This is a genomic window from Methanomassiliicoccales archaeon (assembly GCA_026394395.1).
GTDB lineage: Archaea > Thermoplasmatota > Thermoplasmata > Methanomassiliicoccales > UBA472 > UBA472.
In genome coordinates, this window is record JAPKYK010000005.1 from 96,066 (window position 1) to 107,445 (window position 11,380).

At 56.7% G+C, this 11,380-nt stretch carries 11 protein-coding genes; 8 read left to right on the forward strand and 3 right to left on the reverse strand.

Going from position 1 to position 11,380, the window contains the following annotated elements:
* Positions 1–2: 2 nt before the first annotated feature.
* A complete protein-coding gene (locus NT131_07525; protein ID MCX6651486.1) occupies positions 3–575 on the reverse strand; it encodes a winged helix-turn-helix domain-containing protein in 573 nt (190 codons plus the stop codon).
* A gap of 281 nt (positions 576–856) precedes the next feature.
* Between NT131_07525 and NT131_07530 the strand changes: the two genes are divergently transcribed.
* Both NT131_07530 and argF read left to right on the forward strand, forming a co-directional pair.
* Positions 857–1,657, forward strand: coding sequence for a type II CAAX endopeptidase family protein (locus NT131_07530; protein MCX6651487.1), 801 nt, complete (start codon positions 857–859; stop codon positions 1,655–1,657).
* A gap of 186 nt (positions 1,658–1,843) precedes the next feature.
* Positions 1,844–2,755 (forward strand): ornithine carbamoyltransferase, encoded by a 912-nt coding sequence (gene argF, locus NT131_07535; GenBank protein ID MCX6651488.1) that lies wholly within the window; start codon positions 1,844–1,846, stop codon positions 2,753–2,755.
* Here the strand turns inward: argF and NT131_07540 are convergent.
* Both NT131_07540 and NT131_07545 read right to left on the reverse strand, forming a co-directional pair.
* A complete protein-coding gene (locus tag NT131_07540; GenBank protein ID MCX6651489.1) occupies positions 2,733–4,292 on the reverse strand; it encodes a DHH family phosphoesterase in 1,560 nt (519 codons plus the stop codon). The two genes, argF and NT131_07540, sit on opposite strands and share 23 nt — an antisense overlap.
* Positions 4,289–5,053, reverse strand: a complete 765-nt coding sequence (locus NT131_07545; GenBank protein MCX6651490.1) for a ribonuclease H-like domain-containing protein — start codon at positions 5,051–5,053, stop codon at positions 4,289–4,291. The genes NT131_07540 and NT131_07545 overlap by 4 nt, the downstream gene beginning before the upstream one ends.
* Positions 5,054–5,148: 95 nt before the next feature.
* On the opposite strand from NT131_07545, the gene NT131_07550 reads away from it, so the two are divergent.
* The 6 genes from NT131_07550 (at position 5,149) to NT131_07575 (ending at position 11,360) form a co-directional block, all read left to right on the forward strand.
* Positions 5,149–5,877, forward strand: coding sequence for a metallophosphoesterase (locus tag NT131_07550; protein ID MCX6651491.1), 729 nt, complete (start codon positions 5,149–5,151; stop codon positions 5,875–5,877).
* Positions 5,878–5,922: 45 nt separating this feature from the next.
* Positions 5,923–6,867: an NAD-dependent epimerase/dehydratase family protein gene (locus NT131_07555; GenBank protein MCX6651492.1), complete on the forward strand. Its 945-nt coding sequence runs from the start codon at positions 5,923–5,925 to the stop codon at positions 6,865–6,867.
* 219 nt (positions 6,868–7,086) lie between these two features.
* On the forward strand, positions 7,087–8,166 hold the full coding sequence (gene amrS / locus NT131_07560; protein MCX6651493.1) for an AmmeMemoRadiSam system radical SAM enzyme: 1,080 nt from the start codon (positions 7,087–7,089) through the stop codon (positions 8,164–8,166).
* 163 nt (positions 8,167–8,329) lie between these two features.
* The gene (locus NT131_07565) at positions 8,330–8,965 is read left to right on the forward strand and encodes a corrinoid protein (protein MCX6651494.1); all 636 of its coding nucleotides are present in this window, start codon (positions 8,330–8,332) and stop codon (positions 8,963–8,965) included.
* 107 nt (positions 8,966–9,072) lie between these two features.
* Positions 9,073–9,852: a winged helix-turn-helix domain-containing protein gene (locus NT131_07570; GenBank protein MCX6651495.1), complete on the forward strand. Its 780-nt coding sequence runs from the start codon at positions 9,073–9,075 to the stop codon at positions 9,850–9,852.
* A 113-nt stretch (positions 9,853–9,965) separates the two neighbouring features.
* Positions 9,966–11,360 carry a hypothetical protein gene (locus NT131_07575; GenBank protein MCX6651496.1) on the forward strand — a complete coding sequence of 465 codons (1,395 nt, stop codon included), beginning with the start codon at positions 9,966–9,968 and terminating at the stop codon, positions 11,358–11,360.
* Positions 11,361–11,380 lie beyond the last annotated feature (20 nt).

Sequence of the window (11,380 nt, forward strand, 5' to 3'; positions counted from 1 at the left end):
CATCATTCAAACGGAAAGACCGAATACAATATGGCGATCTTTTCCTTGGAATCCTTGGGATTGTTGTCCGAAAGCGCCTTGAGCCGATCGTCCAGCTCATTTATCAACCGCTCCGCCTCCTGGGAAGTGGATTCGTTAACCGGAAGTATGACGTAATTGGCCCCGAAGGGATAGTTGGGACGGTCGGCCACGTCCTCGAAGTAGCTCTTGCGCTCGTCCATGACCTTGATGCCCCGGTTGAGGATGCCTTTTATGGCCCCGAGGGCGGCGAAGACGATGTTCAGCCTCTCGGATATGTCCACCCCCTTGATATCGGTCACATCGCTGATGATGCCCGGTTCGAAGGACGAGCGGTAGTACTTTTCCACCAGGTTGCCCACCAGTTCGGTCCGGGTCGGAACGATCAGCTCAGCCTCCAGCAGCTTCTTGACGTGGTATTGGGCGTTCTGCACGCTCAATCCCAGCAGGTGGGATATGGCGGTGGTGGTCATTTCACGCATTGCCAGCAGGGAGAGGATGGCCAGACGGTTAGGGTCTGAGAGCACCTTGATCTGTTCGACACCTATTTCGGTCATGTTTCACCACTAAAATCATTTTTTAACGCTTTAGTAGAAAGATAATGATTAAATATTATTTCAATCATCGTTCAAATGCGATTATAACGCTAAGAAGTCGTTGATAGAGGTGAGATAAATGCAGAAGAAGAATTTCGTACCGAACTTCGTCATAGTGAACGGTAACATCTTTTTCATCCGGGCCTAAACAGCCCGTTCACAATGATCAATCCTCCTTTTTTTATTTTTTTACTTTTGGCTTAGGCGATAGTTCATTAACATCCAGTAATATTTCTGGCCGAATGCGGGAGAAGGTCGGACTGCTAATACCCATTTTCCTTATCACGCTAGCGGAGGCCTTCCTCTTCTCCTCGTACACCGAGGCCAGTCTCAGCATCCACGCCCTCAACATCTTCCTGTGCATACTCCTGCCGGTATTTTCGGAGAAGCGCATGCTCCTCTACCAGTCCTTCGCCCTAATCTCCCTGCTCAGGGTGCTGAACATCGGCATGCCCATATTCTTCGAGTTCACGCTCTACTGGCTTCCTTTCATCTACGGACCCATCATCATAGCCAGCTACATAATCTGGAGGCAGACGGTGATGGACGCCAGGGAGCTGCACTGGCGCAACCTAGTGCGCTTCCTCAACGGTCACGGGCTGCGAGAGAAGGTGCAATGGCGCTGGGAATACATTCTGTTCGCCATAATCTTCGGCTTCCTGATCTCCAACGTCGAATTCCTAGTGCTGAACAACGAGGCGCTGGTCAAGGACCTTGGGTTCAGGGACCTGTCGCTTCTCCTGTTGGTCATGGTCGTCTTCGTCGGTCTGGGCGAGGAAATGGTCTTCCGCGGTCTATTGCAGAGCGCCATCACCCCGGAGTACGGACGGGTGGCGGCCATCGTGATCTCCGCCATGCTCTTCGCCATAATGCACTCCGGCTATCACAGCCTTCTTTACATGGGGTTCGTCTTCTTCATCGGGCTGTCCCTGGGATACTCCTACGACCGCACCGGGAGCGTGGGACTGGTGGCTCTCATGCACGGCATGCTCAACTTCTTCCTCTTCTCCTTCATCCCCTTCGGCTATAACATCGTGCCATAGCCCATCAGGTATCCTGTTCTGACCATGGAACGTTTAATAACGCGCCTATCCAAGACCATGCCCGGACAAATCGGACAGGTTTTGTCAATTTCTCATCATTTCATTTAATAATGCGCGCTTTATCCTACGCATCCTGGCGGCAAAGGCTGTTTTGGCGCCGGAACGGATCTCAGAACGGTGCGACAAATGAAGCGGGACTTCGTCACGATGCTTGACGTCCAGGACGACATTCTGGACATACTGGAAATGGCCGAGGAGATGAAGAAGGAGAGGGACCTGGACGTAACCCCTCTCAAGGGCAAGACCCTGGCCATGATATTTGAAAAGTCCTCCACCCGCACTAGGGTATCGTTCGAGGTGGGGATGCTAGAGCTGGGAGGGTTCGCCGTCACCCTGTCCTCCAAGGACATGCAGATGGGCCGGGGGGAGACCGTGGCGGACACCGCCCGCGTGCTCTCCCGCTACGTCGACGGCATCATGTATCGCGCCTATGAGCACTCCATGGTCCTGGAGCTGGCCAAGTCCGCCTCGGTGCCGGTGATAAACGGCCTCGACAACTTCGAGCACCCCTGTCAGATAATGGCCGACCTGCTCACGGTCAAGGAGCACATCGGCCGCCTGAAAGGGGTCAAGATGGCCTATGTGGGCGACGGCAACAATGTCTGCAACTCCCTCATGCTGGGATGCGCCATGGTGGGGATGGACCTGACCTGCGGCTGCCCCAAAGGGTACGAGCCCGACGTCGGCGTAACCAAAAAGGCCAAGGAGATCGCCAAGAAGAATGGCTGCAAGCTCAGGATCGTGGAATCGGCCCTGGAGGCGGCCAAGGGCGCCAACGTGGTCTACACCGACGTCTGGGTCTCCATGGGGGAGGAGGATGAGGCCAAAGAACGCCTCAAGATATTCAAGCCCTACCAGGTCAACGACGCGCTCTTATCCGTGACGGCCAAGGACGCCATCGTGATGCACTGCCTGCCGGCGCACCGGGGCATGGAGATAACCGCAGAGGTGTTCGACAGCGAGCGCGCGGTGGTGTTCGACCAGGCGGAGAACCGCCTGCACGCCCAGAAGGCCATCATGGTCTATTTGATGGGTTGAGGCGGGAGAGCTGCGCTCCGACCTCCTCGTCCAGGGCGGCGAGGAACTTCTTTATCTGTTTCTTGGGGATGTTGGCCCCGGCGGCCACGTCATGGCCGCCGCCGTCACCGTGGGCGCGCAGGGCGGCCTGGTTCACCGCCTTTCCCAGGTTGATGCCCTTCTTGGTCAGCTCGCGGTTCATCCTGGTGGACACTTTGACCACCGGGTCCTTTCCCGACTCGGCCGATTCCTCCACCTCCGTCAGGGCCACCAGCGGCTTTTCCGGGTCCACGCTGAGGTCTATATCCCCCTTCTTCTGGTCCAGGACCATGCCGGTGATTATGCCCAGGATGGTGTCACTGACCTTCAGGCAATAGCTGTTCTTCCGGTTGGGCAGGAGGTATTGGATGTTGACCATCTGCTCGACCTTGTGCACCTCCTTCACCCCCTCCCGTATATTCACCTTGTGGCTGTCCACGTTGGCCAGGGCCGACTCGGAGTACACCTTGGGGTTGAGGCAGACGTTGATGATGAGGTCCCCCCGCTCCTCGTCCCCCTGCCCGTCCAGGGTCAGGATGTAGCGTCCGGAGGCGTTCAACAGCGTGGCGAACTCTTTGGCCTCCCGGGTGGGCGAGAGGGCGGGATGTTCCACGAACAGGTAGGTCTCCCCCAACATCTTGTCCAGGGCCTGTTGGTCCAAGCCCTTCTCCGCCAGGCGGTCCCTCAGGGTGGCCTTCATGATGTTCCGTTCGGGCTGGTCGAGCTCGGACCAGCTGCGCCAGATGGCCCGGGGGTCCCCCTCGCGTCTGGTCGGGGACGCCCCGGTCCTTTTGAGGGGAACTCCGGCCCGATAGAACAGGGAGGAGACCTCCTTGATGCTGTCATCGTAGCCGATGGCCTTCAGATCATTGGAGAAGGCCAGCATGGCCGCGGCCGAACGGGTCACCCAGCCGAAGAAGGGCAGGTCGTCGGTGACCACCTGGAGCGTCCCTGTCGACTTGGCATCGTCGATCACCATGGAATGCAGCGGCCCGGCCAGCTTCCGGGAGCTGCGGTCCTGCATGTCCCCCACCGCCCCCACGATGGCCAGATAGGCCAGGTCCTGGTTCTGGCGGTCCAGCTCCCGGGCCACGAAGTAGGTGTTCCCCGCGCCGCTAAGATGGGTGGCTCCGTTCATGCCGAAGAGCAGGGGATTGAGCATGTGATCCATGTCCCCGAACAGGTCCAAGCGCGACTGCCCTCCGCTGATTATTTGGTGATGGTCGGTGATGACGCATCGGAGCCCGCGCATGCGTTCGCACGATCCGCCGCCCAGGTCGCAGAGCCAGATGACCTCTTCGGGTATCTTCGATATGGCCGTCTTCTCCTCTTCGCCGAGGGACTTGACGAATTGTAACCGGTGAGGGACCTTCAGCCGGTCCAGGGCGCGCTTGGCTATGGCCGCGGATGATATTCCGTCGGCATCGATGTGCGAGACGATGGCCACGGATCCCGCCGTCCTGATGGTCTCGGCCAGGTGCTTGGCCCGGTCCAAGAATCCCGGGACGTCCTCGCTCACTCCGGGCACCCCCGCAATAGTACGTCCGCCAAGCGGGCATAGACCTCGTCGGCCAATAGCTCTAAGTTCCTGGTGTCCTCCTGGTTGTAGCGGCGCAGCAGTTTCAGGGCGTTCTCGCTACCCTTGCGCTCCCACAGGTGCCAAAGGTAAACAGCCTCCTCGCCGGTGACGTATGCTACCTCCTGGGGGCGACGATAACCGAGAAGCAGCTCCACCTGCTTCAGCCCCCCGTGCAGCCCCACCTTGGGGCAGGCGTGCCGCAGGTCGTAATGGGGCACCTTGGGCACGGTGAAGGGGAACTCCCGCTCTATCATGGGCAGGTCAAAGCTGCTTCCGTTGAAGGTGACCAGCATCTTGCTGCCTTCCAGCGACCGCCTCAGGTTCTCCGAGCTCAGGTCCTGACTGCGGGTCAGGGTGACCGTGTGGCCTTGGCGATGGACCGAGACCATGGTGATGACCGCCCCGGGGCCCAGCCCGTCGGTCTCGATGTCCAGGTAGGCGGTATCGTCCCTCAGGCGCCGGTACATGCGCCAGTGCTGCCCGCTGGGCAGCATGCGGCTGAAGAACTCCGTCCGCCCGCGCTCCCAGCTCTCCATGGCCGTCTCCAGCTCGGCGTCCATGATAGCTTTCCGGCTAGATGATATGCCGTCCAGGCGGTCCCGTTCGGTGAACTCCTCCCATGACAGCACCCCGCGCTCCCAAAGCCTCCGCTCCTTGATCTGACCGATGCCTGGAAGAAGGAGGAAGGTGCGCCTGATCATCACCCGTTCAGCGGACCATCCATATTATATTTTTTCGCCTCATTTGCTGAAAGTGGAGGTGGGTTGATATTCCCCCTCGGCCTTAGGCCTGATGCATGCGCCATGTCGAAATCGCCCCTGGCCTGACAATCTGCAACGAGCGTTGCGCCATATTGACGCCATCGCAGACCTTGGTGATAGGCGACCTCCACCTGGGAATAGAGGCCAGCCTGGAGATGGAAGGGCTGCAGCTTCCCCGGGCGCAGAGCCTCACCATGAAGCGGGCGATATCCTCCGCAGTGCAGGCCTATGGTCCCAAGCATATAGTGGTCCTTGGTGACCTGAAACACGAGTTCTCGCGCAACCTGGACCAGGAATGGCAGGAGGTGCGGGGCATGCTGGAGCACCTTCTCTCGCTGGCCGAGGTGACGGTGGTCCGGGGCAACCATGACAACTACCTGGCCAACATCACCTCGCGCCTGGGATTGGACCTGGTAGAGCAGCTTGAAGTGGACGGCTACCATCTGTCCCACGGTCATCAGACCGATGAGGGAAGACCGTTGATTCAGGGACACGAGCACCCTTCGGTCCGGCTTTTCGATGGCGTGGGAGGCTACTTGAAATTGCCAGCCTTCCTTCATTTTCCACAGGAGCGTATACTGATACTGCCCGCTTACAGCCCACTATCTGCCGGGAACGACGTGAACAACATGACCTCGGACAGCATGCTCTCCCCCGGCCTTCGGGGCGTCAGATTGGACGAGACCGAGGTCTACGGATGCAGCGACATCGGCCTGTTACGAACCGGTAGGACCACGGACCTTCGCCGGGAGCGATACGCTTGAGGATAATTTCATTAGACCAATGTGGGATGTTGAGGGGGCACGAACATGAAAGCAGGGAGCATAAAGGGCAATCGGGTGCTGGTCACTGGCGGGGCGGGGTTCATCGGTTCACATATCGCCGAGGCTCTCTCCAAAGAGAACGAGGTCCTAGTGCTGGACGACCTTTCTGCTGGGAACCGTGACAACCTGAAGGGGATCAAGGCCGAACTGCTGGTGGGCAGCATAAGGGACGCCGACCTGGTGAAGAATGCCATGGAGGGGGTCGATTACGTCTTCCATCACGCGGCCATCGCCTCCGTCCCCCGGAGCGTCGACGACCCTATCGCCAGCAATCAGGTGAACGTCTGCGGCACGCTGCGCGTGCTCACCGAGGCACGACAGGCCAAGGTGCGCAAGGTGGTCTTCGCCTCCTCCTCCGCCGTTTACGGTAACGCGACCACGGAGATCAAGCGGGAATCCGACAATCCCGATCCCATATCCCCCTATGCGGTCACCAAGCTGACCGGGGAAGGCTATTGCCGGAACTTCTGGCTGAACTACGGACTGGCGACCTGCAGCCTGAGATACTTCAACGTGTACGGCCCCCGCCAGGACCCTTCTTCGGAGTACGCCGCGGTGGTACCAAAGTTCATCCAGGCGGTGAAGGGCGGCGAGAAGCTGCGGATATTCGGGGATGGGGGGCAGACCCGGGACTTCGTCTACGTCGCCGACGTGGTGCAGGCCAATATTTTGGCCGCTTTGGACCAGAGGCACGACGGGGAGGTCTTCAACGTGGGGCGCCAGGAGGGCGTGACGGTTAACGACCTGTCCGCCATGGTCCTCGGCAACTTCGGTATGGGTATCGAGGGCCACGTGGAGCACCTGCCGGTGAGGAAAGGGGACGTCAGGAGCTCGCTGGCGGACATTAGCAAGGCCAAGAGGGAACTAGGTTACCGTCCGCAGTACAGCATGGCCGAAGGGATATCGCTGACCGCACGAAGCATGAACTGATACAGGTTCGGTCCATCCAACACATAGCACGTAAATGTCCATCCGCCGTCGCTCCGGATCTGACCGGAAGGGGAAGCTTAATTACTTTTCAGGCCAATATATCTTTTTAGAGGGTTATTTTGGTTGAATGCATCGTCTGCGGATGTATTTTGAAGAAGAACCAGGACAAATGCCCCGTTTGCGGTGCCTCTCAGTCGGAAGATGACGATTATTGATCCTATGGAAGCAACCAACGTCGTCCGTCTGGCGAGATGGAGCAGTTATGACGTTGCACACCTCGAATGCCACCTTTGCCCACATCACTGTTGCTTGAAGGAGGGAGAGATCGGTATTTGCCGCACCCGGGGCGTGCTGAACGGGCGGATGACGCTCTTCAATTACGGAAGGGTATGCGTCCAGGCGGTGGACCAGATAGAGAAGAAGCCCATCTACCATTATCGCCCGGGTTCCAAGCTGCTGTCGGTGGGCACCTTCGGCTGCAACCTCGATTGCGACTGCTGCCAGAACGCCGCTCTGGCCTCGTCCGGAGCCGCAGACGTCGAATGCCCTGAGGTATCCGCGGATGCGCTGGTCGGCACCGCCCTGGAAAAAGGGGCGCAGGGGATCGCCTTCACCTTCAACGAGCCCCTGGTCTGGTCCGAGTTCGTTATTGACGTTGCGAAATTGTCGAGAGGGGCCGGGCTGTTCACCATGATGAACAGCAATGGGTTCGTGGAAAGCGAACCGCTGGCCGAACTGGCATCTGCTGTGGACGTCTTCAAGGTCGACGTCAAGGGGTTCAGCGAGGGGTTCTACCGACGGCATTGTGGCGGATCGCTGTCCCCGGTGCTGAAGAGCTGTGAGATGATACAAAGGAACGGGAACCATCTCGAGATAGCCTATCTGATCATCCCCGGACTGAACGACAGAAAAACGGAGCTGACCGGGTTCTTCGATTGGGCCAGGAACGTCCTGGGGCGCCGGGTGCCGGTGCACCTATATCGTTTCATGCCCGCGCATCGATTGTCCCATCTGCCTCCGACGGACATGTCGGTCATGAGGTCGGCCAAGGAAATGGCCGAAAGGGCCGGGCTCGATTTCGTCTATCTTAGTGGGATGGTAGAAGGCGATGAGCACCGGACCCTGTGCCCGAGATGCGGTCACTTGGTGATCGACCGGGCGGCCAAGGCCGAATCGGAAAAGGTCGTGTGTGACCATGGGCGGGTCAGCAAGTTCTGTCCATCATATTCCGAGATAATCGACCGAACAAAAAGAGGGGCGTGCCCCGAGTGCGGGGAAATTATTTACCGGACGGAATGAATAAAAGCAAAATAAACGGCCTTAACGATAGTGCATGGCCTCCCCCATATGGATATATAATCCATCCAATGAAACCGGTATGGATATCTCATCCATCCATCCAAGGGTTTATTAGTCTAAATTGAAATTTGGAGGCAGCAAACTATTTAGGAGGAAATTAAAAATGGCAAACATGGATGCATTGATCGAGATTGTTGTCAAGGGGAAGATTAAAGAGGCCAAGGGAGCCACCCAGGCGCTCTTGGACCAAGGAGTGACCGCTAAAGAGATCATTTTCAAGGGCTTGAGCGAGGCCATGAAGATCGTCGGTGACAAGTACGAGAAGAAGGAGTACTTCCTGCCGCAGGTTCTTCTGTCCGCTCAGACCCTGTACCAGGGATTGAACGTGGCCCTGCCTAAGCTCGATGCTACCTCCGCTGCAGCCGCCGGAAAGATAGTCATCTGCGTGGTCGAGGGAGATGTGCACGACATCGGTAAGAACATCTGCAAGGCCCTGCTGACCGGCGCCGGCAACACCATGTTCGACCTGGGACGCGACGTGCCCCTGAAGGACATCGTGCAGAAGGCTAAGGACGAGAGCGCCCAGATCATCGCCACCTCAACCCTCATGACCCCCACCCTGGCGGGCATGAAGGAGATCGAGAAGATGCTTAAGGAAGCCGGCCTGAAGGGCAAGATAAAGACCATGGTTGGTGGCGGCGCTACCTCCTCGGACTTTGCCAAGAGCATCGGCGCAGACGGATGGGGCTACGACGCCAACGAGGCGGTCCAAGTCGCCATCAAGCTGCTCGCGAAGTAAACGGGGCTAACGCCCCCCAATTTTTTTTATTTTATTTTATAATTATTAATATTTAATTATAAAAATAGTAAGTGCATTTTATTATACCATAAGGTCATCGGTATATCATGACCGGAAACATATCCAACGAGACCGTTTCCATAGAGAACGAGATCGTCCATCTTAAGAAAAGGGTCGAGGAGATGAGCTTGGAGCTCAGGCACGTTGTTGCTCTATTACAATCCTCTCAAGGTTCCCTTTCGGCCAATAACGAACTATTCGATCTGTTGCGCGAGGAAGCGCGGGAAAAGGCCCTGACCCGGCTCGACGCCGGCATGGCCAAGCGTTGCGACATGCGTAAGGAGTGCCGGGGGAAGTTCGCCGGTTTCCTGGACGAGAACCTGGAACTCCTGGACCGCCCCCGGATCTCCGAGGCAGACATACATAATAGGACGGAGGCCTTGGAATCTTTGAAGGAAAATGCGGTACCCGGGAGATGCGACGGATGCTTCAACGAGGTGGGCGCTCTCTTTCAACAGCAGATGCAGCTCATGCGTGCCCTGAAACTGTACCAGAGCCAAGAGGACGTGCGTAACAGCATCGACATCCTGCCGGAGGCTGAGGTGGTCAAAGACCTTCTCGAACCATTGTCCAACGTCCAGAGGCTAATAATACTCAAATCCCTGCTCAAGACACCACGCTCCTTCACGGAGCTATCCTCGCTGACCCATCTTCGCGGAGGTAACTTGTTGTTCCATCTGCAGCGTCTGACAGCCTCGGAGCTGATATCTCAGAGAAGTGGGCGCGGTGAATACGCCCTCTCGGAAAAGGGGATGAGGGCGTTAGAGATGGTGAACGACCTTTACCAGCGGACCACGACGTCCGGTAACGGGACCAAAGGAGAATGAACCGACCGTAAGTATGCCCTTCAGAGGCATCCTATCAGAACTGCGACGATGGAAAACCCCGATATTATGGACGAAAGGCCTTCCAGCCTGCGCAAATTCTATTTATCAGGAAAATGGTCATCATCGGCAATAGGGTGAGGGCGACGAAGGTCTTTTCCAGCCGGGCGATCCTTGGGATGTTGTTGGGATGGGCCCTGGCCTTCGAAGGGTTCTTCGCCCTTTCTATCGCCAATTCGGCCACCATAGAAGGCATTGGTGGCATCAAAGCCTCGACGTTCTCATTGGCCGCCACCCAGCTCGTCTTGTTGGGTGCGTTCATCTCCATCGTCTGGGTTATTAAGGCGGCACTTCCCGAAATCGACAAAAGGATATGGGGAAAGCTATTGAGCCTCCTCACCTACCTGGGGATGGCCCTAATAATCCTCGAAGGTTTGATTATCGTATTCAATGCCGGGGATGTGGTAGTAACCAATTTCGGGAAAGTCTCCAAGATATACATCGTGCTAACTGGGGCGCAGCTATTCGCCTTGGGCGGACTCTCCCTACGGCTGTGGCGGCTGCGAAACGTCCAACCAACCAACTGGCTGATGGATTCCCTGGGCTCGTTCGTTGCCTCATTGCTCATGGCCGAGGGTTTGATCATTATTGGCATGGCCGCGTACACGAAAATCAAAGGATTGGGAGGGGTGCTCGAGCAAACGGTCTATAATGCTGGGGTCCAGCTTTTCTTGATCGGTGCGCTCATATTCATTCTTTGGATCATTGTTCAAGACCCATGGTTCGGTCAGAGGATAAGTAAAATACTAGCCGAAAGGAAGGTTTTCCTTATAGTTGTTGTACTTAGCTGTATTATTGCCATCGAAGGGGTCTTAGCCTCGACATGGTCAGGGGATATAACCATCGAGGACGTCGGGGGCATACGCAAGATGTTCATCGTTGCCGGATGTGCCCAGCTCTTTGCATTAGGCGCACTTACACCTCTTCTGTGGAAGCTCCGATTACGCAAGCTGAATTTGAACTTCTTGCCAGAACTATTCAGTCCATTGGCCATGGTGGTATTGGCTACCGAGGGGGTTGTCGCCATGGGACTAGCCGCCAGCACTCGGATCGATGGTATTGGCGGTATCAAGGAGAGCACATTCTTCCTCGCCGGAGAGCAGCTATTGATATTGTCACTAATCGGCCTATTAGCATTCCTATTGAAGGACAGCTCTATTCTAAGAAAAAGGTCCAGGCGCATAGTGATATCTTTACCGATAATATCCTTAGGCATCGTAGGGTTAGAGGGGATCGCAGCGACCGTTTTAGCTGCACAAATGTGGATCACGGACTTCAGCAGCGTGAGGGAGCAGTACGTCCTGCTTGTCGGATTACAAATGGCTATAATCTCCGTGATAGCCCTGGCATCCTGGGCTCGTTCCGAAGGGATGACCTTTAAGTTCAAGGCCACCGCCACAGGGGCGGCGGCCTTCGTGGTCCTGATGCTTCCCATAGCCATTCTGATATGAACAATCAAAGGAAACTTTTA

Coding starts and splice junctions, on each gene's coding strand:
- NT131_07530 (MCX6651487.1), top strand. CDS start 857: ATGCGGGAGAAGGTCGGACTGCTAATACCCATTTTCCTTATCACGCTA.
- NT131_07565 (MCX6651494.1), top strand. CDS start 8,330: ATGGCAAACATGGATGCATTGATCGAGATTGTTGTCAAGGGGAAGATT.
- NT131_07525 (MCX6651486.1), bottom strand. CDS start 575: ATGACCGAAATAGGTGTCGAACAGATCAAGGTGCTCTCAGACCCTAAC.
- NT131_07555 (MCX6651492.1), top strand. CDS start 5,923: ATGAAAGCAGGGAGCATAAAGGGCAATCGGGTGCTGGTCACTGGCGGG.
- amrS (MCX6651493.1), top strand. CDS start 7,087: ATGGAAGCAACCAACGTCGTCCGTCTGGCGAGATGGAGCAGTTATGAC.
- NT131_07550 (MCX6651491.1), top strand. CDS start 5,149: ATGCGCCATGTCGAAATCGCCCCTGGCCTGACAATCTGCAACGAGCGT.
- NT131_07570 (MCX6651495.1), top strand. CDS start 9,073: ATGACCGGAAACATATCCAACGAGACCGTTTCCATAGAGAACGAGATC.
- NT131_07575 (MCX6651496.1), top strand. CDS start 9,966: ATGGTCATCATCGGCAATAGGGTGAGGGCGACGAAGGTCTTTTCCAGC.
- argF (MCX6651488.1), top strand. CDS start 1,844: ATGAAGCGGGACTTCGTCACGATGCTTGACGTCCAGGACGACATTCTG.
- NT131_07545 (MCX6651490.1), bottom strand. CDS start 5,053: ATGATCAGGCGCACCTTCCTCCTTCTTCCAGGCATCGGTCAGATCAAG.